This is a genomic window from Clostridia bacterium, assembly GCA_017620395.1.
Classification (GTDB): Bacteria; Bacillota; Clostridia; order Oscillospirales; family RGIG8002; genus RGIG8002.
The window spans coordinates 24,910-51,769 of sequence record JAFZQJ010000006.1; the positions used below are offsets into that span (position 1 = coordinate 24,910).

General features: G+C 55.4%; 26 protein-coding genes, 1 tRNA gene, 1 other RNA gene and 1 pseudogene. 18 read left to right on the forward strand and 11 right to left on the reverse strand.

Annotated elements, in window-relative coordinates; genetic code table 11:
- Positions 1 to 575: 575 nt before the first annotated feature.
- Positions 576 to 1,313 (forward strand): annotated as a pseudogene (locus tag J5441_00930) (peptidase C11).
- A 1,283-nt stretch (positions 1,314 to 2,596) separates the two neighbouring features.
- Here J5441_00930 and J5441_00935 read toward each other — a convergent pair.
- The 5 genes from J5441_00935 to J5441_00955 all read right to left on the reverse strand — a co-directional run bounded on the left by J5441_00935 (position 2,597) and on the right by J5441_00955 (position 10,669).
- Positions 2,597 to 4,735: a DEAD/DEAH box helicase family protein gene (locus J5441_00935; protein MBO4933723.1), complete on the reverse strand. Its 2,139-nt coding sequence runs from the start codon at positions 4,733 to 4,735 to the stop codon at positions 2,597 to 2,599.
- Entirely contained in the window at positions 4,735 to 6,405 is a 1,671-nt protein-coding gene (locus tag J5441_00940; protein ID MBO4933724.1) for a site-specific DNA-methyltransferase, read from the reverse strand. Before J5441_00940 ends, J5441_00935 begins: the two co-directional genes overlap by 1 nt.
- A gap of 327 nt (positions 6,406 to 6,732) precedes the next feature.
- Positions 6,733 to 7,082, reverse strand: a transfer-messenger RNA (tmRNA) gene (gene ssrA / locus J5441_00945).
- Positions 7,083 to 7,602: 520 nt separating this feature from the next.
- On the reverse strand, positions 7,603 to 9,156 hold the full coding sequence (locus J5441_00950; protein MBO4933725.1) for a citramalate synthase: 1,554 nt from the start codon (positions 9,154 to 9,156) through the stop codon (positions 7,603 to 7,605).
- Positions 9,143 to 10,669, reverse strand: a complete 1,527-nt coding sequence (locus J5441_00955; GenBank protein ID MBO4933726.1) for a 2-isopropylmalate synthase — start codon at positions 10,667 to 10,669, stop codon at positions 9,143 to 9,145. Before J5441_00955 ends, J5441_00950 begins: the two co-directional genes overlap by 14 nt.
- A 138-nt stretch (positions 10,670 to 10,807) precedes the next feature.
- On the opposite strand from J5441_00955, the gene J5441_00960 reads away from it, so the two are divergent.
- From J5441_00960 to J5441_00970, 3 genes are all read left to right on the forward strand, one after another.
- The gene (locus J5441_00960; protein MBO4933727.1) at positions 10,808 to 11,482 is read left to right on the forward strand and encodes an ABC transporter ATP-binding protein; all 675 of its coding nucleotides are present in this window, start codon (positions 10,808 to 10,810) and stop codon (positions 11,480 to 11,482) included.
- 89 nt (positions 11,483 to 11,571) lie between these two features.
- On the forward strand, positions 11,572 to 12,585 hold the full coding sequence (locus J5441_00965; GenBank protein ID MBO4933728.1) for a biotin--[acetyl-CoA-carboxylase] ligase: 1,014 nt from the start codon (positions 11,572 to 11,574) through the stop codon (positions 12,583 to 12,585).
- Between the two features lie 32 nt (positions 12,586 to 12,617).
- Entirely contained in the window at positions 12,618 to 13,253 is a 636-nt protein-coding gene (locus J5441_00970; protein MBO4933729.1) for a hypothetical protein, read from the forward strand.
- A gap of 147 nt (positions 13,254 to 13,400) precedes the next feature.
- Here the strand turns inward: J5441_00970 and J5441_00975 are convergent, their stop codons facing one another.
- The 4 genes from J5441_00975 to J5441_00990 form a co-directional block, all read right to left on the reverse strand.
- A complete protein-coding gene (locus tag J5441_00975) occupies positions 13,401 to 13,859 on the reverse strand; it encodes a spore coat protein (protein MBO4933730.1) in 459 nt (152 codons plus the stop codon).
- Between the two features lie 106 nt (positions 13,860 to 13,965).
- Positions 13,966 to 14,805 carry a metal ABC transporter permease gene (locus J5441_00980; GenBank protein MBO4933731.1) on the reverse strand — a complete coding sequence of 280 codons (840 nt, stop codon included), beginning with the start codon at positions 14,803 to 14,805 and terminating at the stop codon, positions 13,966 to 13,968.
- A complete protein-coding gene (locus tag J5441_00985; GenBank protein MBO4933732.1) occupies positions 14,798 to 15,496 on the reverse strand; it encodes a metal ABC transporter ATP-binding protein in 699 nt (232 codons plus the stop codon). Before J5441_00985 ends, J5441_00980 begins: the two co-directional genes overlap by 8 nt.
- 14 nt (positions 15,497 to 15,510) lie before the next feature.
- Positions 15,511 to 16,476, reverse strand: a complete 966-nt coding sequence (locus J5441_00990; GenBank protein ID MBO4933733.1) for a zinc ABC transporter substrate-binding protein — start codon at positions 16,474 to 16,476, stop codon at positions 15,511 to 15,513.
- 162 nt (positions 16,477 to 16,638) lie between these two features.
- Here J5441_00990 and J5441_00995 point away from each other — a divergent pair, with 162 nt between their 5' ends.
- From J5441_00995 to J5441_01030, 8 genes are all read left to right on the forward strand, one after another.
- The gene (locus tag J5441_00995) at positions 16,639 to 17,316 is read left to right on the forward strand and encodes a DUF308 domain-containing protein (GenBank protein MBO4933734.1); all 678 of its coding nucleotides are present in this window, start codon (positions 16,639 to 16,641) and stop codon (positions 17,314 to 17,316) included.
- Between the two features lie 138 nt (positions 17,317 to 17,454).
- Entirely contained in the window at positions 17,455 to 18,042 is a 588-nt protein-coding gene (locus J5441_01000) for an ECF transporter S component (GenBank protein ID MBO4933735.1), read from the forward strand.
- 18 nt (positions 18,043 to 18,060) lie between these two features.
- Complete coding sequence (locus J5441_01005) at positions 18,061 to 18,513, forward strand: hypothetical protein (GenBank protein MBO4933736.1); 453 nt, start codon at positions 18,061 to 18,063, stop codon at positions 18,511 to 18,513.
- A gap of 111 nt (positions 18,514 to 18,624) precedes the next feature.
- Positions 18,625 to 19,404: a ZIP family metal transporter gene (locus J5441_01010; protein MBO4933737.1), complete on the forward strand. Its 780-nt coding sequence runs from the start codon at positions 18,625 to 18,627 to the stop codon at positions 19,402 to 19,404.
- Between the two features lie 9 nt (positions 19,405 to 19,413).
- Positions 19,414 to 20,037, forward strand: a complete 624-nt coding sequence (locus tag J5441_01015; GenBank protein ID MBO4933738.1) for a class I SAM-dependent methyltransferase — start codon at positions 19,414 to 19,416, stop codon at positions 20,035 to 20,037.
- Positions 20,038 to 20,240: 203 nt separating this feature from the next.
- The gene (spo0A, locus tag J5441_01020; GenBank protein ID MBO4933739.1) at positions 20,241 to 20,990 is read left to right on the forward strand and encodes a sporulation transcription factor Spo0A; all 750 of its coding nucleotides are present in this window, start codon (positions 20,241 to 20,243) and stop codon (positions 20,988 to 20,990) included.
- An 81-nt stretch (positions 20,991 to 21,071) separates the two neighbouring features.
- A complete protein-coding gene (locus J5441_01025) occupies positions 21,072 to 21,254 on the forward strand; it encodes a hypothetical protein (GenBank protein ID MBO4933740.1) in 183 nt (60 codons plus the stop codon).
- Positions 21,255 to 21,403: 149 nt separating this feature from the next.
- A complete protein-coding gene (locus J5441_01030) occupies positions 21,404 to 22,501 on the forward strand; it encodes a helix-turn-helix transcriptional regulator (GenBank protein MBO4933741.1) in 1,098 nt (365 codons plus the stop codon).
- Positions 22,502 to 22,540: 39 nt separating this feature from the next.
- On the opposite strand, the gene J5441_01035 is transcribed toward J5441_01030, so the two are convergent.
- A complete protein-coding gene (locus tag J5441_01035; protein MBO4933742.1) occupies positions 22,541 to 22,837 on the reverse strand; it encodes a TnpV protein in 297 nt (98 codons plus the stop codon).
- A gap of 120 nt (positions 22,838 to 22,957) precedes the next feature.
- Positions 22,958 to 23,044, reverse strand: a tRNA-Leu gene (locus J5441_01040).
- A gap of 246 nt (positions 23,045 to 23,290) precedes the next feature.
- Here J5441_01040 and J5441_01045 point away from each other — a divergent pair.
- The 6 genes from J5441_01045 to J5441_01070 all read left to right on the forward strand — a co-directional run bounded on the left by J5441_01045 (position 23,291) and on the right by J5441_01070 (position 26,801).
- Positions 23,291 to 24,337, forward strand: coding sequence for a hypothetical protein (locus J5441_01045; protein MBO4933743.1), 1,047 nt, complete (start codon positions 23,291 to 23,293; stop codon positions 24,335 to 24,337).
- The gene (locus tag J5441_01050; protein ID MBO4933744.1) at positions 24,334 to 24,945 is read left to right on the forward strand and encodes a hypothetical protein; all 612 of its coding nucleotides are present in this window, start codon (positions 24,334 to 24,336) and stop codon (positions 24,943 to 24,945) included. Before J5441_01045 ends, J5441_01050 begins: the two co-directional genes overlap by 4 nt.
- Before the next feature lie 168 nt (positions 24,946 to 25,113).
- Positions 25,114 to 25,656 (forward strand): glutathione peroxidase, encoded by a 543-nt coding sequence (locus tag J5441_01055; GenBank protein ID MBO4933745.1) that lies wholly within the window; start codon positions 25,114 to 25,116, stop codon positions 25,654 to 25,656.
- Positions 25,656 to 25,916, forward strand: a complete 261-nt coding sequence (locus J5441_01060) for a TIGR03905 family TSCPD domain-containing protein (protein MBO4933746.1) — start codon at positions 25,656 to 25,658, stop codon at positions 25,914 to 25,916. The genes J5441_01055 and J5441_01060 overlap by 1 nt, the downstream gene beginning before the upstream one ends.
- A gap of 12 nt (positions 25,917 to 25,928) precedes the next feature.
- The gene (locus J5441_01065) at positions 25,929 to 26,354 is read left to right on the forward strand and encodes a flavodoxin family protein (GenBank protein ID MBO4933747.1); all 426 of its coding nucleotides are present in this window, start codon (positions 25,929 to 25,931) and stop codon (positions 26,352 to 26,354) included.
- 15 nt (positions 26,355 to 26,369) lie between these two features.
- Positions 26,370 to 26,801: a MarR family transcriptional regulator gene (locus J5441_01070; GenBank protein MBO4933748.1), complete on the forward strand. Its 432-nt coding sequence runs from the start codon at positions 26,370 to 26,372 to the stop codon at positions 26,799 to 26,801.
- Positions 26,802 to 26,860: the final 59 nt, after the last annotated feature.

Below are 26,860 nucleotides of genomic sequence, written 5' to 3' on the forward strand. Positions count from 1 at the left end.
GGAATCAATAAAAAGCGTTTTCCTCAGCGGTAATGATTGCATTTTTCGGCAAAATCTGTTATCATAGAATCAGTGAATACGCTGACATCGACAAGGAGGTTTTCTTCATGGCGAACGGAAACGGCAACAGACCCGTCGGAAGACAGCGCGTCGGCGGAGGTATGGGCAACAGCGTCGGTACCCACGGCGGCGGGCTCGGCACGGGTCCGGTAGGCAAACAGGACGCGTACTCCGCGCGCAGAAGCGGCGGAGGCGGAGGCGGCTACGGCGGCGGAGGCGGCGGACAGCGCGGCATCGGCGGCGGAAAAGGCGGTCTGATAGGCATCATTATCGCTATCATCGCTCTGGTCGCCGGCGGCGGCACGGGGCTTTCCGCGCTCTTCGGCGGCGGGGAGGAGACTCCCTCCCAGACTCAGAACAGCGGCATAACGTCCCTCTTCGGCAGCTTCCTCGGCAACAGCTCCTACAGCGACGGCACGTGGACGGGCAGCGACAACACCGGCAAGCTCGACTCCTCGTCCGCGGCGGCGAAGCGCACCGTCCTCTACGGCGACGACCGCGACACCGTTACGGTCATGGTCTACCTCTGCGGCACAGACCTCGAATCCAAAAAGGGCATGGCGACCGCCGACCTGCGCGAAATGGCGCAGGCGGATCTCGGATCGAACGTGAACCTGATAGTATACACCGGCGGCTGCAGCCAGTGGAAGACGAGCGGCATTTCAAACACCGCGCATCAGATATACTCCGTTGAAAACGGCGGACTGCGTCTGCTCGAGAAGGACGCGGGCGGCAGGAAATCGATGACCGATCCCTCCGCGCTCTCCGGCTTCATAAGCTGGTGCGCGAGGCGCTATCCGGCGAACCGCAACATACTCGTCATGTGGGATCACGGCGGCGGCTCGGTCTCCGGCTTCGGCTACGATGAAACCAAGAAGGATTCCGGCTCGATGACGCTCTCCTCGATCGCGAAGGCGCTGAAGGACGGCGGCGTGAGCTTCGACTTCGTCGGCTTCGACGCCTGCCTTATGGCGTCGGTGGAAACCGCGCTGACGGTTGCGCCCTACGCCGATTACCTCATCGGCAGCGAGGAGACCGAACCCGGCATCGGCTGGTACCACACCCGCTGGCTGACGGAGCTCGGCAAAAACCCCGCGATAGATACCCCTTCGCTCGGCAAGATCATCGCCGACGACTTCGTGCAGACCTGCGCGCAGCAGTGCAGGGGACAGAAGACCACCCTTTCGGTGACTGACCTCGCGGAGCTTTCCGCGACGATCCCCGACGAGCTGACCGCGTTCGCGAAGAAGACCGCGGATACCATCAGCGGCAGCGGCTATGAAGAGGTCTCGAAAGCGAGAGGCGACACGCGCGAATTCGGCGCTTCCAGCAAGCTCGACCAGATAGACCTCGTGCATCTCTCCCTGCTTCTCGATACCGCCGAGAGCCGTTCGCTCGCGAACGCGCTTCTCAGCGCGGTGAAATACAACAAGGTCGGCGGCGGAGTTACCGACGCCTACGGCCTGGCGGCATACTTCCCGTACCGCTCCGCCGGCCGCGTCAGCACCGCCGTGAATCAGCTCGACGCGATCGGCTTTGACGACGACTACACCGCCTGCGTCAAGAAGTTCGCCTCGCTTGAGGTAAGCGGTCAGGCGGCGGGCGGCGGCAGCACGTCTCCCTTCGGCTCGCTGCTCGGCGGCTTGGGCGGCGGCTCCGGCTCTTCCGGCGGCGTGGCCGAACTGATCGGCTCGCTGCTCGGCGGCGGAAACGGCGGTTTCTCGCTCAGCTCGCTGCTCGGCAGCGACAGGGTCTTCGACCGCGATATCCCCGAGGATACGCTGATAGAAGTGGTGGAAGACGCCCGCATTTCCTCGCCGCTGATCTGGACGGAAAAAGACGGACGCAGCGTCCTTTCGCTGCCCGAATCCGAGTGGGCGAAGGTCGCGGATATTCAGCTCAACGTCTTCCTTGACGACGGCAGGGGCTATATCGACCTCGGGCTCGATTCGATCTTCGAATTCACCGAAGACGGCGACCTTATCGGCGAATACGACGGTAAGTGGGTAGCGATAAACAATCAGCCCGTCGCGTACTACTTCACCGACAGCGTCGAGGAGAAAGGCGCGACCGTGATCCACGGCCGCGTTCCCGTGCTTATCAACGGCGACCGCGCGGAGCTGCTCGTCACCTTCCGTAACGGCGGCGCGGAGGTCTCCGGCGTCCGCTATATCTACGCGGACGGTCAGACCGACACCGTCGCGAAGGCGGCGGAGCTGACCGACGGCGACGAGATACAGCCGATCTGCGACCGCTACGCATACGACGGGACCTATGAGGATTCCTATATGCTCGGCGGTTCGTTCACCTACGCGGGAGAGGGAAGCTTGAAGGTCTCCGACGTCACGCTGAACCCCGCGGACGGAACCCCGATCGCGGCGTATATGCTTACCGACCGCTTCGCCTACGAGCACTGGACCGAAGCGATAAAGTAAGACGCCTGATAAGCACAATTAAAGGATAAAGTAAGAAACACGGCGGGGCTTCAAAGAAGCCCCGCCGTGTTGATAAGAATGAATTGTGAATTATTTGGTTTTTATACACAGATTCTCATAAATCTCTTAAACTGATCCAGCGTTATATTCTTTTCGTTACCGTTAGCAAGCCGCGTAATATGCCATTCATCGCCTTTATATACCGGGAGATAGAAATAGTATCCCGTCAATAACGATGCTTGTTTATAGCACTTTTTCAGTTCTTCGACTTTCAGTTTATATGCGGTGGAGTCAAACGCCGCCGGTGTTGCATTTGATATGTTTACGCTTTTTACCTCAAACAAATGAATCCGGTCGAAAGAATCCTTCATGATGAAATCCGGATACGACGAATGGACGCCGCCCAAGCAGTATTCAAACTTTATTTCGGAGTTCAAAAGATAGTTTTTGCCCCACAGGTATTTCTGCGCAGCATCTATCCTTTCCGGCTCAATTTCGCCAAAAAGATTAACCTGACCAGCTTTAGGATTTTTCTTGCCCGTCAACACCCGTTTTCCAACACGCTTTCCGCTAAATCCGTCAGCATCCGAAGTAACAAGCTCTTTAATAATGCTTGCCCATTCGCGTTCAGCTTCACTATCAAATGAGAACTTGTCCTTTCCGTCTCTTCTTCTCCAAACCCAGTCGCCTATATTAACATAATTGCCATTGTCAACATAGGAAGAGGTAACGGGAAACGACACTTCACGTGTCGCGCCGGAATCATCAGTTGTCAACTCCATACTCTTCGCGTAATCGCAGGAATAACGATTGCTTTCCGATGCGATTTTCTCGGCGTGTTCGGCAACCTTCCACCATTTTTCTATGCTTTTGTCAACATAATCATAGCAGAGATCCATCGTGGCATCGTCAAGCTTCTGCATTGCCTTATAAAGCTCGAAAATGTTTGAATTACTGGATATATTCGGTTGACTCGATAAAAACGCCTCAAGATCAAAGCCACTTTTTTCCGTGAGCGGCTTCAACCGTGTGGTATGTATTTTTATAGCGTTTGTAATATCCTCCGGCTCATCCCACAAGCGAACGCCGAGCGTTTTTCTGACGTTATCATCGATATTTGCCCAAATCCACGCCGTCATAGCCAGCTCTTGCGCTTGCGGAGAAAGTCGCTCGTAATCAAGGAGTCGAGGATTTCTTCTGACTCTGCCGATAACCTGTTCTCCGAGAGTAGGGCTATGCACGTCTCTGACTTGATAAAGCATACACGCTCTCGGAATATCCCAACCTTCGGATATGACCATCTTGAAAATGATTATATCAATACCGCTTGTGTTCTCTTTTGCATAGTCTTTCCATCTGGAAACAGGAAGCTTTTTGGCTTTGAAAACGTCGTTTGTATCACAATCGGCATCCTTATCAACAATAAGCATCCATTTTAAGTCTTGATGCTCCGCTTTGTTGAGTTCCGGGAATATTAGATTGTTTAATTCATAGGTTCCTTGCTCGCCATTGGAAATCTGAATAATAAGGCAGGGATTAACGCCGAGAAGATTACGATAATTCTCCTTGACTTCTTCAAATTTGTTGATCGCATCGCCGACCGTATCGTTTTCTTCACCCTCGACAATATGTTTGATTAATTTTGCGTTTTCGGCATCGGTCGATTTAATCTCCACATCGGGGTGCTGTTCTCTGCGAAGATTAGGCGTAGCGGAAAAGTTCAGTACTTTCGCAAAATACGTATCAGACAGCGTGTCAAGGTTATTTGTTGCAATATGGCACTCGTCTTTGATGAGAAATACTTCTTTGCAGTCATCCCAAGAGTACCATCCGGTGATTTCTTGCAAAAATGCATCCATGGCGCCTTGCATCAACCTTCCGCCCTTTTTATAAAGGTCACGAGGAAGGATATACACGTTATAATCCGTGGGAATATACAACCGTTCTTCTCCGGACAATTCGGTAGAAATAAGATACGGATTCAGATGCGGGAATGCCCCTGTTTGTTGATACTCGCAAAACTTTGAATAGTTTTGTCCGGCAAGATCGCCTTTGGATAGCGAAGATACAAGAAAAACTATATCGTCATTATTTTCAAGAACACGGTTCATCAAATCCGCCATCATATAAGTTTTACCGCTGCCGGTAGGGGCTTTGAACGTGATCTCGTCTTTGTCTCGGAGTTGTTCAACAAGTTCCGAAACAGCGTTGAGTTGAAGATCTTTCGCTTCCTGTAACATTACTTATCTTCCTCCGGACGCTTTTTCCAATCGGCGTCGCTTACAAGAATTTTTTGCGTTCCTTCAAAGTTCCGGCAAACCCACTCGATCTTTTCTTTCAACGCACTGAATCGTTCTTGACCGTACAATGTTTCATCAATCACGTCAAAAGCCGTTTGCCCCGGAACACTTTCGAAATTTGCAACCTCCGCAATTTCATACACATCAAGACTGCCGCCTAACGGCGCGTTGTCTTTGATCCACTTAAAATCAGTCGACCCATCATAACAACTCCCGGTCATAGTTCGCTTAAGCCGTTTTGTGGTAACATCATAGGCAATGCCGTTTGGATTCTCAGGAGTGATCTCATTAATTTGGCATAAAATGAAACGCCTATTTCCTGGATCTTCAAGGTTTAATTTCAAGACGGCTTCTCCAGTTGTTCCCGACCCAGCAAAAAAGTCAAGGACAATCGCTTCTTTATCAGGGCAAACCATTTTCACTAATTCATAAATTAATGCAGATGGTTTCGGATTCTTAAACAGTTGACTCCCGTTCTCGAAAATTTTATCAAGTTCTTTTTTGCCGTTGTCGTTGGAATATTTGTTATCAATAAAAGATAAAGTTGTGTATGATTTTGTTGCATCTATTGTTTCTAATTCGTTTTTGCCGTTCTTTTTTCTGCAGTTAAGATACGATTTTGTATAAATACGGTCATTCTTAATTACAAACAGTTTTTGTTTAATGCCCCATTCCACTGCACTTTTTGACCATCTCCATACCCAATCGGTTTTTCCATGCTTTCCGGCGTGCCTTTCAATCATACCTGCTTTTGTTCCGCCAGGGTAAAAAGAGCGGCCATCCATTACAATTTCATAGTCCATCGTTTGACTATACTGAAGCGAATTATAATCAAGAGTTTGTGACAAGGCATATTTGCCGCGTGTTTCAACAAATTCATCTTCATATTTGTATTTCGACAGATCAGTTTTTTCTTCTTGGCTGAACTGAATATCTGTTGATAGGGTATATGCTAAAATATAATCGCTGTTTTTCGCAATTGTTTGAGTGGATTTGCCTCCTTTCTTTGTGATTCTTGATACATTGAAAAGGAAAGCGCTTTCGCCAAACACTTCATCCATTAAACATTTTACATATGCTTGATTCTTGTCATCAATACTTACAAAGATAACACCACTCGGGGATAACAACTGCTTTGAGATAAAAAGACGCGGATAAAGCATTGAAAGCAAATTGTCTCTTGTAATTGCATTCTCATAATTTGTCTGAGCAAATTCGCCCATGCTATCTTTCCCATACGGTGGATCAATATAAATAACATCAATTTTGCCCTTGTACTGAATAAGCAAATTGAGTAAAGCGTCATAATTATCGCCGATTATCAACTTATTCGGCGCGCTGTCGGAACCGTCAGAAAAACTTAAATTTTCGTTTTTCTTGAGGTATTTTATAGCATCTTTTGTAATTTCAAGCCTTTTATCAAAATGAAAGCCCGTCCGCTTATACGTTGTGCCAAGTTCGGCAATGGCAATTGCCTCTGTTAGCGTTTCCGCATTTTGAATAAGCTTTTTAAGAAGATCGGCATTGCTCTTTTCAATAATGCCATCTTCAACGCGACGATCCAATTCGTTTAACAGTTCAAGTTTGCTTTGGTCATAAACTCTATCCATATGCGTTCTCCTTTTACTGTATAAGCAATTGTTAGTAATAGATAACGATTCTTTTAATAATAATACCACATAACTGCATTTTTGTAAAGCGATGAATTCGTACCCTCGGAGTATGAAATGATATATCGCCTGACGGCGATATGATATGCTTGCTTCGCAAGCGTGATATACACTCCGCTTCGTTTCGTGTGTGATATAATATCCGTTCCTTCATACGCGAAGCGTATATCATGCCCGAAGGGTATATCACATGCCGAAGGCATATATCACCCGTTCCGCAGGGAACGGATATCATTGCAAAAGGCAGCCTTTCGGCTGCCTTTTGCATGGTGGAGGCGAGGAGAGTCGAACTCCTGTCCAAAAACCCATCCGCCGCACTTTCTACGAGCGTAGCCGGCTATTTAAAAGATTCCCTTCGTCCGCCGCCGGTCCGGCAGGCCGCGGAGTCGGGTAGCTTCATTTTTCATGACGCGCTCAAAGCTTTGCGCGTTCACGTGCACCGCTCGATGACGCCCGTTCGGAAGCCGCGGTACTCTCCCGGCGGACGGCTGCCTTCAGTTAGGCAGCGATCGCAAATTCGTTATTCGCGTTTATTGTTTTTTGCGGGTATTAAAGTGCGTCCGCAGCACTGCTCGCTTATACGGGTTCCGAATCCCTGTCGAAACCGGTGCGCCCCCGTGGGATAAACATTATAACACAACTTGCGTGAAAATCAAGTGGTATTTTGCGGTTTTTTGGAGTTATCTAATCGCGCTGTATCAACGTCACGCACTTGCTTACTTTGCGGAGCGCTTTTCTCTTAAAAAACCACTTTCGAGAAACGCTCACTCGTTTTATTAAATGCTTGTCATTCATTTTGCCGACACTCCAAATTTTGTAACGTAAAAGCGTTTCTTTATAGTATATATATTCGTACAGCAGTTCATTCTCGCTCAATCTTTTTAAGAATGAAACAACACTTGATATGTACGCGTGCTCACTTCTATAAGTTGAAGCGAAGAAACTATCGGAATCGTTACCGTATACTATTTCGATACAAGAGTCGGAAACGTCTGCGTAAAACGGAGCGTCATTACTAAAGCGAAGGGCTAAGGACGTCGGCGATTCTTCTTTGGACAGTATTCTGATGCTTGTTTGAGACTCTATTTCAGGTATCAGTTTTTCAACTAAATCGGTTTTGTTCACTGTTGAATTCCTTTATCTCAGTTTATACTCCAGCGAATCCGACAGCGCGATGAAGCTCGCCTCGATGACGTCGGCGGAAACGCCCACGGTGTTCCACGCGGAGACGCCGTCGGTGCTCTCGATGAGCACGCGGACCTTCGCGGCTGTGGAGTCCTTGTTGTCGATGACGCGGACTTTGAAGTCGCGCAGCATCACCTGCGAAATGCAGGGGTAAAACGCCGTCAGCGCTCTGCGCAGCGCGTTGTCGAGCGCATTGACCGGGCCGATGCCCTCGGCGGCGGTGACCTTGCGTTCCTCGCCGACGCGCAGCGATATCATCGCGGTGGCGGTGCAGCCCTCGCCGCGGTCGGTCTCGCCGATGATCTTGAAGTAGTCCACCTCAAACGGCTTCTTGCGGTGTCCCAGCAGCGCGAGAACGCGCAGCTCCAGACTTTCCTCCGCGCCCTCGAACTGATAGCCCTGCGCCTCCAGGCGCTTGAGCTCCGCGAGCACGGCGTTCACCTCGGCGTCGGATACGGGCGTGTCGGGCAGGATGCGCTCGAGCAGCTTGCGTACGGCGGCCCTGCCGGAAAGCTCGCTGACGAGCAGGCGGCGCTTGTTGCCGACCGCCTCCGGCGCGATATGCTCGAAGGCGGCGGAGTTCTTCAGCACTCCGTCTATGTGCGAGCCGCCCTTGTGCGCGAATGCGCTCTTGCCGATGAAAGGCGCGCGGTTGGGGATCTTTATGTTGAGATATTCGGCGACCTTGCGGGCGACGGGGGTGATGCGTTCGAGTTTGCCTTCCGGCAGGCATCTGAAGCCGCATTTCAGCTCGAGGTCGGGTATGACGCAGGTCAGGTCGGCGTTGCCGCAGCGTTCGCCGACTCCGGAGAAGGTGCCCTGTATCTGCTCCGCGCCCGCGAGCGCGGCGGTTATCGTGGAAGCGGCGGAGAGTCCGGCGTCGTTGTGGCAGTGGATACCGATAACGGCGTCCGGCAGGCGCTTCTTCGCGGCGGCGACTCCTTCGCCGACTACGTGGGGGAGGGTGCCTCCGTTGGTGTCGCAGAGGATCACGCGCTCCGCGCCCGCTTCGTGCGCGGCTTCGATGACGGCGAGCGCGTATTCCGCGTCGCCGGCGAAGCCGTCGAAGAAGTGCTCGGCGTCGAAGAAGACGCGCTTGCCCGCGCTTTTCATGAAGGCGACGCTGTCGCGCACCATCGCGAGATTCTCGTCAAGGCCGGTGCGGAGGACTTCGGTGACCTGCCTGTCCCACGCCTTGCCGTAGAGGGTGACGACCTTCGTGCCCGCGCCGGCGAGCGCGGCGAGGTTTTCGTCCTCCTCCGCCTTCAGCTCCTTGCGCCGCGTCGCGCCGAAGGCGACGAGCTCGGCGTCGGTGCTGACGTCCGCGAGCGCGCGGAAAAGCTCCTCGTCCTTCGGATTCGAGCCGGGCGTGCCCGCTTCTATGTACGAAACCCCGAGCGAGTCGAGCGCCTTTATGACCGCGAGCTTATCAGAGACGGAGAAGGAGAGCCCTTCCGCCTGCATGCCCTCGCGCAGAGTGCAGTCGTATATCTCAAGCATTTTCATCGCTCCTTTCGCCCGCCGCGATAATGCGGTTGACCGCGTTGACGTAAGCGAGCAGCGAAGATTCGATAATGTCGGTGGAGAGTCCCTTGCCTATGAACTGCCTGCCGTCGCAGGTGACGCGGATGCTGACTTCGCCGAGCGCGTCTCCGCCTTCGGAAACGCTGCGTATAGAGTAGTCGTCAAGCTTCATCTTCAGCCCCGTGACGCTCTCGACCGCCTTGAAGGCGGCGTCGACCGGTCCGTCGCCCATCGCGACGCCCTCGCGTTTTTCGCCCTGCCTGTCCAGCGTGACGGTGGCGGTGGAGGAGATGACGTTGCCGCTGTTTACGACGAACGCGGAGAGCGTGTAGGTCTCCGGTATCGCCGCGGCCTTGTGCATGATTATCGCCTCGATATCGTCGGAGGAGATCTCCTTCTTGCGGTCGCAGAGAAGCTTGAAGTCCGCGAAGAAATCGTCCACGCGCGCGGGGTCGAAGGCGTAGCCGAGCGACTGCAGATACTCCTCGAAGGCGTGCCTGCCGGAGTGCTTGCCGAGCACTATGCGCTCCTCGCCCGCGCCGACGTCGGCGGGGGAGATGATCTCGTAGGTGCGGCGGTCGGCGAGCATCCCGTGCTGATGGATGCCGGATTCGTGCGCGAAGGCGTTCGCGCCGACGATGGCTTTGTTGGGCGGCACCGGAATGCCGGTGATGCGCGAAAGCGTGCGGCTCGCGCGGCATATCTGCTTCGTGTTCACGCCGGTCTCGACGCCGAAGACGTCGGCGCGGGTGCGCAGCGCCATGACTATCTCCTCGAGGGCGGCGTTGCCGGCGCGTTCGCCGATGCCGTTGACGGTGCATTCGACCTGCGTCGCCCCGGCGCGTACCGCGGCGATGGAGTTCGCGACCGCGAGCCCCATATCGTTGTGGCAGTGGGCGGAGAGCCCCTTGCCCTCCAGCTCCGGAACGGCGCCGCGCAGATAGCTTATCAGCTCCGCCATCTCGGCGGGCACGGCGTAGCCGACGGTGTCGGGCACGTTGACGGTGGAGGCGCCCGCGTTCAGCGCGGCGCGCACGCACTGCGCGAGGAATTCGCGGTCGCTGCGGGTGGCGTCCTCGAAGGAGTATTCCACGTCGCCGCAGAGCGAACGCGCGTAGGCGGCGCTCTCGGCGATCGCTTCAAGCACCTGCTGACGCGTCATGCGCAGCTTGCGCTCCATATGCAGGTCGGAGGTGGAGATAACGACGTGAAGCAGCGGCGCGGCGGCGTTTTTCAGCGCCGCGTAGGAGGCGTCGATGTCGTGCCTGTTCGCCCGCGCGAGCGAAGCGACGGAAACGTCCTTCACCCTCGCGGCGACGGCGGCGATCGCTTCGGCGTCGCCGGGCGAGGCCGCGGCGAAGCCCGCCTCGATAACGTCTACTCCGAGGCGTTCGAGCCGGTGCGCCATTTCGCATTTTTCTTCAACGTGCATCGAGCAGCCGGGAGCTTGCTCCCCGTCGCGCAGCGTCGTGTCGAATATCCTTATCCTTCTCATAGCGACACTCCCCATTTTAGTGTCATAAATATACATAATAAGAATAACCTCAAAACCTGATTATGTCAAGAAAAATCGCCGCCGTGTCCGCGAAAATCGCGTTTTTGCGGGCAGAATAGAATAACGGGAGTGGTGTGTATGGAAGTGATACGGCTTGAAAACGCGTGGAAAATATACGGCGGCGACGAGCGCGAAGTCGAGGCGCTGCGCGGAGTTTCGCTCTCCGTGCGGGAGGGCGAGTCGGTCGCGATAATCGGCAGCAGCGGCAGCGGAAAATCCACGCTGATGAACATAATCGGCTGCCTCGACGTGCCGACGCGCGGGAGCTTCGCGCTCTGCGGCAGGGAGGTCGCCCGCCTTTCGGAAAAGAAGCTCTCCGCGATACGCCGCGAGCGCGTCGGATTCATATTCCAGGGCTTCAACCTCATACCGACTTTGACGGCGCTGGAGAACGTGGAGCTGCCGCTGCTTTACCGCGGCGTTCCGCGAAGCCGCAGGCGCGAGCTTGCGCTCGCCGCGCTGGACGCGACGGGGCTTTCCTCGCGGCGGGAGCACAAGCCCGCGGAGCTTTCCGGCGGACAGCAGCAGCGCGTGGCGATAGCCCGCGCAATCGCGCCTTCGCCGCCGATAATCCTCGCCGACGAGCCGACCGGAAACCTCGACAGCCGCACCGGCGCGGAGGTGCTTTCGCTGCTGCGCGAACTGAACTGGAAGGGGCACACTCTGGTGGTCATAACCCACGATATGAAGGTCGCCGCCGGCGCCGGAAGAATTATTGCGCTTTCCGACGGAAAAATTGTCGAAGACGCTTGATATTTCGTGATTGTATGTTATAATATAAATATCAAGTTGACAATTCGTTCCGAAGGGGCGAAAAAACGAAAAAATCGGGGGTGCCGCGAATGTCGCTGACGTCGCAAAAAGTGCTGAAACTGCTCAAAGAGGCGGGCGGAGAATACGTCTCCGGCGAAAAAATAGCGCAGCAGCTGGGAGTTACCCGCTGCAGCGTCTGGAAGGCCGTCCTGCAGCTTAAAAAAGAAGGGAATATGATCTATTCCGTCACGAACAAGGGCTATTGCCTCAACTTTTCCCCCGACCTTATCGACGCGGAGGGCATAAAGGCGAATCTGCCGCGCGAATTCGCGGGGGTCGATATCAGGCTCGTCGACAAGACCGGCTCGACCAACGCCGTGCTCCGCGCGCTCGCGGACGAGGGAGCGCCCTCCGGCACCGTCGTCATCGCGCGCGAGCAGACCGCCGGCAGAGGCAGGCAGGGCAAGAGCTTCGAGAGCGAACGAGACTGCGGTATCTATATGAGCCTGCTCATCCGTCCCGCGCTCGAGGCGAACGACGCCTCCTTCGTGACCACCCTCGCGGGAGTCGCGTTCTGCAAGGCGATCGCCGCTTCGACTTCGCTGAAGCCCGCGATCAAGTGGACTAACGACATAGTTTCCGGCGGCAAAAAGGTCGGCGGCATACTCACCGAGCTGACGATGAATATGGAGGCGGGCTGCCCCGCGTACTGCATAGTCGGCGTCGGGATAAACACCGTAACGCCTCCCGGCGGCTACGACGCGTCCATCCGCAATATCGCCGGCTCGATAGAGGAGCTTACCGGCAAGGCGCCGGAGCCGAACGTCCTCGCGGCGTCGCTCATCGAGCACTTCTACGCCGCCTACTTCGGCAGCGCGCAGGTGAAGTTCGGGCAGTCCGACGCTGTCGAATGGCAGCGCGGCTACATAGTCGACGAGGCGCGCGACCTTTCCGCCGTCATCGGCCAGGAGGTCGAGGTCGTCACCGTCAAGGAGTCCTTCCGCGGCACCGCGATCGACATTTCCGACACCGGCAGTCTGATCGTCGCGTCCAACGGCGAATACAGGGAGTTCCGCTTCGGCGAAGTGCATATAATTCTTTGATAATTGCGAAATAACGAACGGAGGCGAATGAAATGATAGAGCTTATGCGCACCTCGGTTATGAACTTCGAGAACGCGATACGCGGGGCGCGAAACCCGCTCAACAGCTGGGCGCGAAGCGACAGCTATTATGACGAAAACGGCAACTACGTCCTGGGCGAAAACGACCTTTCCCTCGCCGTCCGCCTCTGCAAGAGCGGCAGCGACCACCGCAAGTTCGTACGCCAGATATTCGTTTCCGTGGACATCAACGCGCCGCTTTACTGGTGGAAGGAATACGATACTTACAAGGTCGGCACCGTCGCCAACTCCTGCAGCACGATGCATAAGATCCACAGCAAGCCCTTCTCGATGGACGATATGAGCGTCGACCGCATGGACGAAGCGAGCAAGGCGGTTATGCAGCAGGTCGTCGACCGGCTGGAGGCGCTCCGGCTCGAGTATAACGAAACGAAGGATAAAGCCCTCTGGTACAGTATGATACAGCTGCTCCCGTCGAGCTATAACCAGATGCGCACCTGCACGCTGAACTACGAGACGCTGATAAACATCCACCACGCCCGCCGCAGCCACAAGCTGGACGAGTGGCACGTCTTCTGCTCCTGGATAGAGTCTCTGCCTTACGCCAAAGAGCTCATCACCGGCATTTACGACGGGGAACAGGAATAATAACGCAAGCGTTTATGTCATCCTGAGCGAGCGCGAAGCGCGAGTCGAAGGATCTTAAAGACGAGCTATCCTTTTCGGCGTAACGCATTGAAAGAAAACGAACACAAAAACCAAAGCGGCTTCCGGTCGGAAGCCGCTTTAGCGTATTCAGTTGACCTGATACATACCGTTGACGCTCATATAGTCGTAGAGCGTTTTGCCGTGGTTCTGCTCCTGCTTCTGGATGGCGTTCAGCACGTTGCGGACGCCCTCGTCACGGAACTCGAAAATGCAGGTGTCATAGAGCGAGGACGTGTGCTTCTCTCCGGTCAGCAGGTCGGTGCAGAGGTAGCAGTCGTCGTGCTTCTCCGGCGATTCGGAGGCGTAGCATTGAGTGAAGCCGGAGGGGATGCTGCCGCCCGCGGCGCTGACCTGCGGGATCCTGCCCTCGCCGATCTGGTCGAGGTAGCTTAAATGCTGTCCCTCGGCGGAGGAGAGCTGCGTGAAAAGGTTTTTGAGCTGTCCGTCGTGGGCGCATCGGGCGTGCTTGTCGTATTTCTCGATGCAGAGCTTTTCCTGCTCCTTCATCTCGTTGAGCAGGGAGGATTCTTTTTGAGATAACTGCATAATTTCACCTGTCCTTTCGCGCTTATTATGCGCGCTCAAGGCGCGAATATGCGGAATGTAAGAATAAAAAAAGAACGCCCGGCGGGCGTTCTTTTTTTATTCCGTTCTATTGCTTTTTCCTTCTCACTGCCCGCTTTATTCCCGCGGCGGCGCAGAAGCAGCCGAAGACGGCGAGCTCGGTGAGCACTATCGCCGCGCCGTAGGGGAGCTCCAGCGCGTAGGAGACGACGCTCCCGATAAAGAAGCTGCACACGCTCATTACCGCCGCCGTGGCCGTTACGCTGCGGAACGTGCCGAAGACGCGCATCGCGGAGAGCGCGGGGATTATCAGCAGCGCGGAGATGAGCAGCGCGCCCATCAGCCGCATCCCGAGCACTACGGTGACCGCGGTAAGCACCGAGATCAGCGCGTTTATCAGCCCCGTCCGCGCGCCGGACGCCTTCGCGAAGGTCTCGTCGAAGGTGACGGCGAAGACGCGGTTATAGAGCAGTATGAAGGAAACGATGACCGCTGCCGCGAGCGCGATGCTCGCCGGCAGGTCGGAGGATTTGATGAAAAGCGCACTGCTTCCGAAAAGATAATTCGAAAGCTCGCTGTTTGAGTTGCCCGAAAGATAGGAGATCACCACGCCCGCGGCTAGCGCGCCCGCGGAGATCAGCGCGATGGCGGCGTCGCCCTTGATGCGCCTGCTGTTGCCGAGCCGGAGCAGCAGGAACGCGGCGGCGACGGTGACGGGTATCGCGACCGCGAGCGGCGCGGCGTTCAGAGCGGCGGCGACGGCGAGCGCGCCGAAGCCGACGTGAGAGAGCCCGTCGCCTATCATCGAGAAACGCTTGAGCACGAGCGAAACTCCGAGCAGCGCGGCGCAGAGCGAAATGAGCGTGCCGACTATGACGGCGCGGGTCATGAATCCGAGCGAGAACATCTCGCGTATCGTGTCAATCATGGCGGTGCTCACCTCCCGAGAAACGGCGGCAGTCGTCGCATTCGAGGTAGTCTCCGGTCGGGCCGAAGAAGTTGTGGTTGTCGTGCAGGTGGAGCATATGCGTCGCCTTTTCGAGCGCTTCGCCGACGTCGTGGGTGACCATTATGACGGTGATGCCCTTATCGTGCAGGGTGTCTATGACGGAATAAAGCTCGCGGGTGACTATCGGATCGAGTCCCGCGGTCGGCTCGTCGAGCAGGAGCAGTCGCTCCGTGCCGCAGAGCGCCCTCGCGAGCAGCACGCGCTGCTGCTGACCGCCCGAAAGCTCGCGGAAGCTGCGCCGCGCGAGGCCTTCGATGCCCATCAGCTTCATATTGTCCGCGCAGCGCGCCTTCTCGCGCTTCGTGTGAAACGGCAGGCGGCCGCGGCAGCCGGAGAGCACTACCTCGCGCACGCTTGCGGGGAAGTCGCTCTGCGCCTCCGTCCGCTGCGGGAGGTAGCCGATCTGCGTGGGCTTCAGCCCGTCGCCGAACTCTATGCTCCCGCGCTGCGGCTTTTTCAGCCCGAGCAGCGCCTTGACGAGCGTCGATTTGCCGCTTCCGTTCTCGCCGACGACGCAGAGGAAGTCGCCTTCGCCGACGTGGAAGGTGAGGCCGGAGAGCACCTGCCGCCCTTCGTATTCAAAAGAAAGATCTTCGCATTTTATCAGCATGGCGTTTCTCCCGTTCAGTCGGAGTTTTTCAGCGTTTCGAGGTTCTCGCGCATGAAGTCGAGGTAGCCCCTGCCGGAGTCGAACTCCCTGCGCGTGACGCGGTGGCAGGAGTGTAGCAGGGCGGTTTCTCCGCCGACCTCGTCGGCTATGCTTTCGGCGGCGGTCGTGTCCGCGCCCTCGGCGTAATAGATGGTCCTGACGCCGTTCGCCTTCGCCTTTTCTATCAGCGTTTTTATCGTTTTCGCGCTCGGCTCGGTGTAGTCGGCGCAGCCGGGGAAGGCGGCGTAGTATTCCACGCCGTATTCGGCGGTGAAGTAGCGGAAGGGGAAGCGGTCGCCGAATATCAGCGGCTCCTTATGCTCCGCGAAGTACGCGGCGAAGCCATTGTCGAGCTTTTCGAGCTCGAGTTCGTAAGCGGAGCAGAGCGCGCGGTTGAAGCCGGGTACGATGTCGGAGGCCGCGTCCGCTATCGCCTCGCAGATGCGCCTCGCGTTGGCGGGGGAGGTCCAGATGTGCGGATCCCAGCCGCCGTCGGCCTCGCCCTCCATGCCCTCGACGAGCTGCTCCTTCAGCGGCGCGACGAAGTCGATGAGCTTCAGCGCGTTGACCTGCGCGTCGGCGGAGTCGAGAAGCTGCTGAAACGCGCCGTCCTCCTCGCCGCCTGTGTAGACGAAGAGCGCGCATTCGTTGACGAGCTTGACGTCCTTCGGCGTCGGCTCGTAGGAATGGCTGTCCGATCCGGGCGGCACGAGCAGGACTACGTTCACCGCGTCGCCGCAGACGTTCTTCGCGAAATCGTAATAGGGGAATATCGTCGCGACTACCGTCGGCTTGCCGTCGTCGATCTCCCTTTCGTTTACCGTTTCGCCGCAGGCGCAGAGCCCGAGGCAGAACGCCGCAGCGAGCAGCAGCGCCGTCAGCCGGAGCGCTCCGCGCCGTCCCGCGGGCCGCGTGTTTTTTTTTTCGTTTCCTCGTTTCAAAGTATCACTTCCGAAAATGAAAACTATTTTCATTTTGTGATTTTATCACCGCTTTCCGCTTTTGTCAAGCGCAAAAGGGGAGAAATAACGCGCCGCTATTGCATTTTTCGGAAAAAAGTGCTACAATAGACCGTCAGAAATAAAATGAGAGAGGTAAATATCATGAGCGAAACAAAAACTGCCGCGAAATCGTTCAAGTGGGACCGCATCATAACCGGAGTTCTCGCGATAATCATCGGAGTACTCTTCATTATTTTCAACAAGGAATCCGCTAACGTGCTCTGCATCATTTCCGGTATAATCCTGCTTCTTATCGGAGTCGTCGCCGCCGTATCGTCATTTTCAGACGGCGCCATGCTCGGCAGGTATTCGCTGATGCTCGGCATCGCGCTCGCGCTTGCCGGCGCGCTCTGCATCCTTCGACCGACTATGATAACAAACGTTCTCAGCGCGATCTTCGGCATAATAATCGCCGTTGACGGCGCGTTAACCTTCATCGACGCGATCGACTGCGCCAGAGCGAAGATGAAGGAGTGGCGCATACTGATGCTCATCTCTGTCGTTTCCATAGCGCTCGGCGCGGTGATAATGTTCGTCGAGAGCACCGCGATAATGATCCTCGCCGGCGTCTTCCTCATCATCGAAGGCATAATCGACATCGTGATAATCAGCCTGTTCGGCAAGAAGATCAGGAGAGCGAAGAAGATAGTCGCCGAGGTCGTCAGCGTCGAATCCGCCGAAGCCGAGCCCGTCCGCGCCGAAGCCGCGCAGGTCGCCGAGGCGAAGACCGAGGCCGAAGTCGACGACGTCATCAGCGACGTTCCGAAGGTGGAGGACTGACCACGCGTAAACGTTGAAAGCGCCGCGGAGTCCGCGCGCCGTCCCATCCCGGCGGAGGGGCAGGCGGAGAAGCGGACGCGGCGCCGGACGTATATTCACACGCCGCATCCCGCAGGGAGCGACAGTAAGGAGTAAATTATGAACAAAAACACAAAGCGCATCAGAAACCTTGTTTTGCTGGCGATACTCGCCGCGCTCATCGTCGGCCTGCAGTTCATCGGCGGGATCAGCATAGGTCCCTTTTCGATAACGCTGACGCTGATACCGATTGTCGTCGGCGCGATACTGCTCGGGCCGGTGTTCGGCGCGGTTCTCGGACTGGTTTTCGGGCTGATCGTCTCGATTTTCTCTATCACGGGCCGCGATCCGGGCGGACAAATGGTTTTCGCCGCGAGCCCGGTGATCGCTTGGGCGCTCTGCCTGCTGAAAGGCGCGGCGGCGGGTTTCCTGCCCGCGGTCGTCTACCGCGCGGTGAAGCAAAAGACGCTCGCCGCGTATCTCGCTTCGATGACCGCGCCGGTCGCGAATACCGGCATATTCATCGTCGGGATACTGCTTTTCTTCCGTCCGCTGCTTGAAACCTGGGCGGGCGGTCAGAACGCGCTTGTCTACGCGATAACGGGCCTCGCCGGAATAAACTTCCTTATCGAATTCGCCGTCGCGGTGTTATTTGCCCCGGCGGTAGCGCTCGTCGTCAAGAGCGTGGGGAAGTCGTATTTTGAGTAACGCTCACGGAGGTGACGCATGAAGCTTGTCGAAATGAACTGCCCGAGCTGCGGCGCGGACCTGAAGCTCGACGCGGACTGCGCCAAAGCCGTCTGCGAATACTGCGGCGCGTCCGTGCTCATCGACGGAGCGGAATACCGCGACGCCGAGCTCGAGGGTTACGCCTTCGAGAAGGGCAGACAGCGCGCGATGGCGGAATACGAGCCGCCCCGCCGCCGCATAACCTGGCTCTGGGTGATCGGCTGGATATTCATGTTCCCCGCGCCGATAACGATCCTCGTCACGCGCAGCAAGACGCTGAAACAGTGGCAGAAGGCCGTTATAATCGCGCTCGCCTGGGGCGCCTATCTCGCGATAGGGCTTTTCGGAGGCAAGAAAGAGCCGGACAAAAACGCCGGTGCTCCGCAGGCTTCGGTATCAGCCGCCGCTGACACGTCATCCGATGATTCCTCCGCAATCGAAACGCCTTAACGCGCGGAGTGGATTATGAATACTATATACGGGGCATGCCGCCGCACGCCCCGTAAAAAAAGAACCGCGGTTAGCGCAGACTAACCACGGTGCAGGAAACGGAGGTATCGCATGAAAGAAACGCTTTTCGGACTGCTGATACCGTTTATAGGCACCGCCGCGGGCGCGGCGTGCGTCTTCTTTATGAAAAAGGAGCTCGGCGCGGGCGTGCAGCGCGCGCTGACCGGATTCGCCGGAGGAGTTATGACCGCCGCGTCCGTGTGGAGTCTGATCATTCCGGCGATAGAGCAGTCGGCGCACATGGGGCGCTGGTCGTTCGTTCCCGCGTTCGCGGGCTTCTGGCTGGGAGTCCTTTCCCTTTTGTTGCTCGACCGCGTGATACCGCATCTTCACAGAAACGCGAATCAGGCCGAAGGGCCTAAAAGCCGTCTGGCGAGAACGACTATGATGGTGCTCGCCGTGACGCTTCATAATATACCGGAGGGAATGGCGGTAGGCGTGGTTTGCGCGGGACTTCTGAACGGCTCGGGGGATATAACCGCCGGCGGAGCGATGGCGCTCGCGATCGGCATCGCGATACAGAACTTCCCGGAAGGCGCGATAATCTCGATGCCGCTCCACGCGGAGGGCAAGAGCAAGAGCAGGTCGTTCGTTTACGGCGTGCTTTCCGGCGTCGTCGAGCCGGTTTTCGGCGGGCTGACGGTGCTTCTCGCGGGGCTGATAGTGCCCGCGATGCCGTATCTGCTTTCCTTTGCGGCCGGAGCGATGATTTACGTCGTTGTAGAGGAGCTGATACCGGAGATGTCCGCGGGCGAGCACTCGAATATCGGCGTGGTGCTTTTTTCGGTCGGCTTCACGGTAATGATGGCGCTCGACGTGGCGCTGGGATAGAGGTAAAATATGGGAGATTCAAAAAAGTTTTTCAACCAGACGAGAAAGCCGGAGGGACGCCTCGGCAGAAAAATGATAAAGCGCATGAACGCCGGCCACGACCTTATGGCGAAGTGGGGGATGTCCCGCGCCGAAGGGTACGCGCCGGAGAATATGCTTGAGATCGGCTGCGGCGGCGGCAAGCACGCCGCGGAGCTGATGGAGAAGTACCCGTCCGCGCATATGACCGCGGTCGACTATTCCGAGCTCAGCGTGAAGACCGCCGCGAAGCGCAACCGCAAGATGATAAAGGCTGGCAGATGCGCCGTCGTGCAGGGCGACGTGTCGAAGCTGCAGTTCGCGGACGGAGAGTTCGATTTCGCCTCCGCGTTCGAGACGATATACTTCTGGCCGGGGCTGGAGAAATGCTTCGCGGAGGTCGCCCGCGTGCTGAAAAGCGGCGGCGTTTTCATGATCGTCAACGAGTCGGACGGCACTGACGAGCGGAGCCTGAGTTACGAGAAGATAATCGACGGGATGAAAAACTACACCGCCCCGCAGATCGAAACCGCGCTGAAGGCGGCGGGCTTCGCGGAGGTCAAGAGCTTTCATCACGAAGCCGAGCCGTGGATCGCCGTCTTCGCGAAAAAGTGAATCGACTGAACGAAACGAGCTGAACGAATTTCGTTCGGCTCGTTTTTGACGTTGTTTTTGCCGCTTTTTCGACAAAAACGGGCGTTTTGTCGAAAAATGTCGAACGAATTACGGCGGAAAATGTCGGGAAATGATTGAAATAGTATGAAAAAAGGAGTATAATTCACAATATAAGGAGCCTGACATCTGAGGAGGTTAGCGCGGTGGAGTACAAAGTATTGATAGCCGACGATTGTTTCGGGAGCGTTGAAGACGCGGAACGCACCGTCACGGGTTACGGTATGCGGGCGTTTTTCTGCGAACGCGACGGAGATGAGCTTATCAGGCGTATAGATGAGCTGAAGCCGGACGCTGTCGTGATGAACGTCGCGATGCGCGGAACGGACGGGTTCGGCGTTCTCGCCCGAATGAATGGTGACGCACGCGCTCCGAAGTTCATTTTGACTCACCTCGGCGGCAGTACCGCCAAAGTCATGGAGGCTATGGAGCTGGGCGCTTCATACTGCATCGAACTGCCGATAGACCGCCATCTTCTCGCGGACAGGCTCGATATGCTGCGCTACAGGGCGGAGTGCGCCTCCGTTTCCGCAGCGGCGAAGCCGAAACGCGATACGGAAGCGGTAATAGCGGATGTGCTGCACGAGCTTGCGGTTCCGGCGCACATAAAGGGGTATCAGTACCTGCGCGAGGCGGTTTCGCTTTCTCTGCGCAGCGCGGCGCCGGTCAGCTTCGTGACGAAGGAGATATATCCTGCGGTCGCCAGACGCTTCGGCACGACAGTTTCCTGCGTCGAACGCGCGATAAGACACGCGATAGAACTCACGTGGGACCGCGGAGACGTCGACGTGTTGAACGGGTTTTTCGGATATACCGTCCGAGCGGATCGCGGAAAGCCGACGAACAGCGAATTCATCGCCATCGTCGCCGAAAAACTGCGTACGGATGTGATGTAGAGCAAAGCGCCCCCGGCGCTTTGCTGCCGAACCCCGCGTCGCTTTGCTCGCGTCGTTCTGAGCTCGTATTCAAGTCCTCTTATCCGAAAAAAACGGGCTGAATGTGACGTTCCGAAAAGCGTATTGCAAGCCATCGTGGATGATATGCTTCCCGATATCCGCGCTTTCTTTGAATCCGAAGAAGGCAAACGCGAGTTTGAGGAATGGAAAAAACAGCGTGAAAAGAAACCGGCTGAGGGAGAAAAAGAACGTAAGGAAAAATGATTTTTGCCGCCGGAGCAATTCGGCGGCAAATTGCTATTATACTATATTCTGTTTTTAATTCTTGCTTAACCGCCGTTCAGAACGGCTTTCTTGTCTTGGCTTGGAAATTGGGTATAATAGAATCAGAAAGCACATTTTAGGAGGGAAAAATGAATATTGGTTCGATTATTAAAACAAAAAGGCAGCAAAAGGATTTGACACAAGAACAGTTTGCTGAGTATTTTAATGTTTCAATTTCAGCAGTTTCTCAATGGGAGAGTGGAAAGACGGTACCGGACTTTTCGCTGTTAATTCCGCTTTCGGAGTTTTTCGATATCACGCTTGATGAACTACTCGGCAAAACACCGGGTGAAAAGAAAAAAGCGATTGAGGAATACGATAGACTGAACGGCGAGCTGACGAATAAGGGCGAGGTTGATGCGGCGATTGAGCTGTGGCGCGAAGCGCTTGCGCGTTATCCGGGGGATTTCCATTGTATGCATATGCTTCAGTCAAACCTTTTCTTGTCATATTGTGCCAATCACGGCAACGAGGCTTCGGAAAAAAAGGCACAGGAATGTGTTTCCCTCGGTGAGCGAATTTTGCGCGATTGTAAAGAAGATGAGTGTAGACAAGGCGCTATCCAGATTTTGACATACATCTATTCTTTCAAAGATCTTCCTTTCTCCGACGAAGGCAAGGCTGTAAGCTATGCAAATATGGCAGGCGACGCTTCTGTTTGCCGTCAGCAACTGCTTGAACACGCATATTTTTCAAAAGAAAGCAAGAATAAAAGGCTTGAGACCAAACATTATAATCGCTTATTCTATGCCGAAAGGCTGACGCAAAGTTTGGTTTATGACGATGATATCCCCAAGGGATACTATCTCAAAGCTCTGGAAACGGCGCTCAACATATGGAAACAGCTTATTTATGACGAAAACTATTTGTTTTATCACACAAGAGTTGCGGAGATTTACTCATATATTGCTTCTATACACGCTGGGAACGGAGAAAAGAAAGAAACGCTTGAAGCGCTCGAAAGAGCCCTTGAACACTCACACAAATACGATACGCTTCCGCCAAAAGAACAAAACTATACGAGCGTTTTAGTCTGCAACGCTTCCTCCGATCCGTCGAAATTCTCAAAAAACTATACGGAGACCCATACTCAGCTGGTTTTGGATCGTATGAAACAAAAAGAATTTGATTTTTTACAAAAAGATTCTGATTTTTTGGCATTGATAAGAAAATATGAAACAGTATAAGGAAATGCGGCGGGGAGTTGATCTCCCCGCCTTGTGCGTTTATCGGTATATGATTTCGTTCAGAACGACCTCTTCGGCGCGGTTGCGGATGTTGTTCATCCGGTTCACCCAGCCCAGTTGATCCGTGCGTTTGAAGGATTCTGTGACGCCTTCCGCTGTTGCGTATTGTCGGACGAGTGATTCAAGCATTTCCGTTGCTGCTTGGTTGACCTCTTTGAGATACCCTTCAAGTGTTCCGTTCATGCGCATAACGCCGACGGTTGACGGGCGGTTCTGCTTAAGAAACTCATAGTGCCTAAAGCCCCATACTCCGATGTTACCGATGTTCAGATTCATTTTCTTGACCTCCGTTTTTCAATTTGGTTTTTTCTTGCTTGAGGTCAAATTCAGATCGCCGAAATAAATGACAAATCCGAACCCTTCGCCAATCGGCCTTGGGTTCGGATTTGTACTGTTTGGTGCGGATAAGAGGACTTGAACCTCCACGAAGTTGCCCCCACTAGAACCTGAATCTAGCGCGTCTGCCAATTCCGCCATATCCGCGTATGCTTCTTTCGGAAGCGCAAGAGTTATTATACCGCCCGCAGGGGTGTTTGTCAAGCATAATTTTCACGCATTTGCGAAAAAACAGGAACACTTTTGCGAAAAAAATTGCTTTTCTGATACGAAAAGTGTGGACTTTATCTGAAAAGTGTGTTATAAATATGTTATATAGGAAAATAGCGGATTATATGTCGTGAACAAATCCGTGCGTCCGGCGCCGTCCGGACGTGATGGGAGGCGGAATAAATGTCAAAATCCAACCGCGCGTTCGTAGCGCGTTGCTTCGCGGTCGCGGGACTTATCATCGTCGCCGTGTTCTGCCGCGGAGTAGCACGCGGAGCGGGCAGCGACTTTCTTGCGGAATTCCTCAAATTCGTCAGCACCTTCATCTATATAGGTATGCTGACGGCGTGGGGATTCTCCGTAGCGCGCCGTGTGGTGCAGAAGCAAACGAGACGTCTGCTTACGTTTGCGGCGGTCGCGGGAGTGTTCCTGCTCGCAGCCACTGAGTTCGTTTCGCTCTTTTTGCTGAACGTGACCGCGGCTAAGATTCTTTTCTATCTTTGCTGCGCCGCCGCGCTTGCGGTTCCGACCGCGGCGCTGCTTACCGCGTTCTGCGTCGGCAAGCCGGACGGATACCGTCTGCCGAAAAGCGCGTATCTGATATGCATACCCGCCGCGCTGATAGCCGCGTTCGTCGCCACGAACGACCTGCACGGTCTCGTCTTCACCGAGCTTCCGCTGCGCGGAGCGGATGAAGCTGCGTACGGCGCCGGTTTCTACGCGGTTGCAGGATGGGCTGCCGTCTGTATGCTCGCCGCGCTGATAATAACGCTCGTCAAGAGCGGCAAGCGCAAGAAGGGCAAGTACCTCTGGCTGCCGCTACCGGTCGCGATTTCCGCGACCTACATAATCCTCTACGCGATCGGCGCGCCGTTCCTTCGCGGCAACTTTGCCGACGCGGCGATGTTCCTTTGCCTCGCGTTCGCGGCCTTCTTCGAGAGCTGCATGCACTACGGTATGATACGTTCCAACGCGCTCTACGGCGATATGCTCCGTGCGGCGCAGGATATATCCGTCCGCCTTGTCGACGTGAATTATGAAGAGCTGTGCGCTTCCGTCGACGTCGACCCGATGAGCCGCGGTGAAATGATGACCGCGTTCGAAAGACCGGTTCGCGTGCGCGGCGGCAAGACGCTTTACAGCGCTCCCGTCGGCGGCGGCTATGCCTTCTGGACCGAGGACGCGAAAACGCCGGACGTTTCCTTTGAGGAAGGGGGTGCGGACAGATGACACAATTCTCTCTGCTCGCTCCCGAATGGCGTCTGCTCCTCGCCGGACTGCTTTTCATAACGGCCGTCGCGGAACTCGCGCTCTGCATCTATCAATACGTTTCCACGCATAAGATAAGGCATTGCATAAAGGACGCGATTGTATTCGTTCAGTTGCTGCTGATGCTCGCGCTGATAACAGCGGAGGGGAGCCCGGATCTCGTCGGAGATACGATCAAGCTGCCGTGGCTCATATTCCCGGCGGTCGCGATAGCCGTGTTCGTTCGCTTGTATTTCGGCTTTAAGCATGAGAAGAGGCGCGACGAAAGACGGCTTACGCCGTTCGCGGTCAAGCAGGCGCTTGACGGACTTGCCGAAGGCGTATGCTTCGCGGATACAGACGGCAGACTGCTGCTTGTCAACGCGAAGATGGAAGCGCTCGCCCGCGAGCTCGTGGGACACGATCCGAAGCTTATCGGAGATATCGAAACCGCTGCCGCAGATGCTAACGGATACTTCCGTTCGTCCGACGGCAAGGAGTGGAGCTTCAAGTTTACGCCGCTTTACGGCGAAAACGTCGAGGGCTTCACACAGGTGACCGCGGTTTGTATCACCGAGGGCAAGTTCTGATAAACCGTTCATACGAAAAGCGTCTCCGCTGAGCGGAGACGCTTTTTTGCGTATTATTCAAATATTCGGGCGATTATTCAAAAAAACTCTTGACAAAGGGGAAAAGACGGGTATAATAATAATTGAACTCAATCAAATTGAGACAAATTAAAAAAGGAGGGCAACAAAATGTCTATCTATGATTTCAAAGTCAAAACAATGGATGGCGGCGAGGTTTCGCTGGCGGATTACAAGGGGAAGGTACTGCTTATCGTAAACACCGCGACGGGCTGCGGCTTCACCCCGCAATATGACGCGCTGCAGGATCTTTACGAGGCGCATCAGGCGGACGGTCTGGAAATACTCGACTTCCCCTGCAACCAGTTCCACGAGCAGGCGCCCGGCGACGACGAGGATATCCACAGCTTCTGCACCGGCCGCTACGGGATAACCTTCCCGCAGTTCTCGAAAATCGACGTCCTCGGCGAAAATGCCGACCCCCTCTTCAAATACCTTTCGGAGAACACGCAGTTCGAGGGCTTCGGCAAGAGCCCGATGACTCTTATCCTCAAAGCGGTCGTCAAAAAGATGGATAAGGATTATAAAAAAAACGGCAACGTGAAATGGAACTTCACGAAGTTCCTGATAAGCCGCGAAGGCGAGATCATCGCCCGCTTTGAGCCGACGGCCGATATGAAGGACGTCGCGGAAAAAGTCAAGGAGGCGCTCTGATGCGTTACGATTACAAAACCGAAAACGTCTGCTCTCAGGTCATCAGCTTTGACATCGACGGCGACGTTATCAGCAACATAGAGTTTTACGGCGGATGCAACGGCAATCTAAAGGCGATCAGCAAGCTCGTCGACGGGTGGACGGTGGAGAAGATCGAGCAGTATCTGCTCGGCAACACCTGCGGACGCCGCCCGACCTCCTGCGCCGATCAGCTCGCGAAGGCGGTCAGAAAGGCCTATAACGAAACTCACGCCGCGTAAGGAGATAATACTATGAAAACAGCTGTATCGTATTACACCAGATCCGGCAACACCCAAAAGCTCGCGGAAGCGATCGCGGCTGCGCTCGGCGTTACGGCCCGCCCCGTCGCCGACGGGATCGAGGACGAAACGGAAATACTTTTTCTCGGCAGTTCGCCGTACGCCTTCGACGTTGACGGCGCGATAAAGGAATTCGTCGCCGCCTGCGCCGGCAAGGTCGGCGTTATAGTCTGCTTCGGCACCTCAGCTTCCGGAATGTCCACGCGCAAAAAGATAAAAGCGGCCGCGGATAAGGCGGGCGTAAAGGTGTGTGAAGAATATTTCAACTGCCCCGGCCGTTTCAAATTTATGCACAAGGGACGGCCGAACGACGGGGACGCCGCGGCCGCGGCGAAGTTCGCCGTTGATATTCGGGATAAGCTTGCGTCCGGGCGGTAGCTTTCGGAGGATATTATGGATAAATACGACGCGCTCAGGCTTGAAAATCAAATATGTTTCCCGCTTTACGCGGCGTCGCGCGAGATAATCAAGAAGTACACGCCGTATCTCAGGGAGCTCGATCTGACCTATACGCAGTATATCGCCATGATGGTGCTCTGGCAGGAGAAAGAGATAAGCGTCAAGAACCTCGGCGCTAAACTTTTTCTCGACAGCGGCACGCTGACTCCGGTACTGAAATCGCTTGAGGAAAAGGGCTACGTAGCACGCCGCAGAAGCGAAGACGACGAGCGCGTGGTGATGGTTGCGGCAACCGAAGCGGGCGCCGCGCTGAAGGAAAAAGCCGTTTTCGTGCCGGAAAGCATGGCAGGATGCGTGCGGCTTGAGCCTCGGGACGCCGCGAAACTCTACGAGTTACTTTATAAGCTCCTCGCTTCGCTGAATTGAAAAACACGCTCCGTACGGCGTACGGAGCGTGAGTTTTTTCTTGCGGAAACGGCCGGGGG

What these genes read in the sequence shown, in the direction of transcription:
- J5441_01015 (MBO4933738.1), top strand. Translation starts at nt 19,414, where the DNA reads ATGGGAGATTCAAAAAAGTTTTTCAACCAGACGAGAAAGCCGGAGGGA.
- J5441_00980 (MBO4933731.1), bottom strand. Translation starts at nt 14,805, where the DNA reads ATGATTGACACGATACGCGAGATGTTCTCGCTCGGATTCATGACCCGC.
- J5441_01065 (MBO4933747.1), top strand. Translation starts at nt 25,929, where the DNA reads ATGAAAACAGCTGTATCGTATTACACCAGATCCGGCAACACCCAAAAG.
- J5441_01050 (MBO4933744.1), top strand. Translation starts at nt 24,334, where the DNA reads ATGACACAATTCTCTCTGCTCGCTCCCGAATGGCGTCTGCTCCTCGCC.
- J5441_00995 (MBO4933734.1), top strand. Translation starts at nt 16,639, where the DNA reads ATGAGCGAAACAAAAACTGCCGCGAAATCGTTCAAGTGGGACCGCATC.
- J5441_00950 (MBO4933725.1), bottom strand. Translation starts at nt 9,156, where the DNA reads ATGAAAATGCTTGAGATATACGACTGCACTCTGCGCGAGGGCATGCAG.
- J5441_00985 (MBO4933732.1), bottom strand. Translation starts at nt 15,496, where the DNA reads ATGCTGATAAAATGCGAAGATCTTTCTTTTGAATACGAAGGGCGGCAG.
- J5441_00965 (MBO4933728.1), top strand. Translation starts at nt 11,572, where the DNA reads ATGTCGCTGACGTCGCAAAAAGTGCTGAAACTGCTCAAAGAGGCGGGC.
- J5441_00935 (MBO4933723.1), bottom strand. Translation starts at nt 4,735, where the DNA reads ATGTTACAGGAAGCGAAAGATCTTCAACTCAACGCTGTTTCGGAACTT.
- J5441_01055 (MBO4933745.1), top strand. Translation starts at nt 25,114, where the DNA reads ATGTCTATCTATGATTTCAAAGTCAAAACAATGGATGGCGGCGAGGTT.
- J5441_01060 (MBO4933746.1), top strand. Translation starts at nt 25,656, where the DNA reads ATGCGTTACGATTACAAAACCGAAAACGTCTGCTCTCAGGTCATCAGC.
- J5441_00960 (MBO4933727.1), top strand. Translation starts at nt 10,808, where the DNA reads ATGGAAGTGATACGGCTTGAAAACGCGTGGAAAATATACGGCGGCGAC.
- J5441_01045 (MBO4933743.1), top strand. Translation starts at nt 23,291, where the DNA reads ATGTCAAAATCCAACCGCGCGTTCGTAGCGCGTTGCTTCGCGGTCGCG.
- J5441_01035 (MBO4933742.1), bottom strand. Translation starts at nt 22,837, where the DNA reads ATGAATCTGAACATCGGTAACATCGGAGTATGGGGCTTTAGGCACTAT.
- J5441_01010 (MBO4933737.1), top strand. Translation starts at nt 18,625, where the DNA reads ATGAAAGAAACGCTTTTCGGACTGCTGATACCGTTTATAGGCACCGCC.
- J5441_00940 (MBO4933724.1), bottom strand. Translation starts at nt 6,405, where the DNA reads ATGGATAGAGTTTATGACCAAAGCAAACTTGAACTGTTAAACGAATTG.
- J5441_01000 (MBO4933735.1), top strand. Translation starts at nt 17,455, where the DNA reads ATGAACAAAAACACAAAGCGCATCAGAAACCTTGTTTTGCTGGCGATA.
- J5441_00970 (MBO4933729.1), top strand. Translation starts at nt 12,618, where the DNA reads ATGATAGAGCTTATGCGCACCTCGGTTATGAACTTCGAGAACGCGATA.
- J5441_01030 (MBO4933741.1), top strand. Translation starts at nt 21,404, where the DNA reads ATGAATATTGGTTCGATTATTAAAACAAAAAGGCAGCAAAAGGATTTG.
- J5441_00955 (MBO4933726.1), bottom strand. Translation starts at nt 10,669, where the DNA reads ATGAGAAGGATAAGGATATTCGACACGACGCTGCGCGACGGGGAGCAA.
- J5441_01005 (MBO4933736.1), top strand. Translation starts at nt 18,061, where the DNA reads ATGAAGCTTGTCGAAATGAACTGCCCGAGCTGCGGCGCGGACCTGAAG.
- J5441_01070 (MBO4933748.1), top strand. Translation starts at nt 26,370, where the DNA reads ATGGATAAATACGACGCGCTCAGGCTTGAAAATCAAATATGTTTCCCG.
- J5441_00975 (MBO4933730.1), bottom strand. Translation starts at nt 13,859, where the DNA reads ATGCAGTTATCTCAAAAAGAATCCTCCCTGCTCAACGAGATGAAGGAG.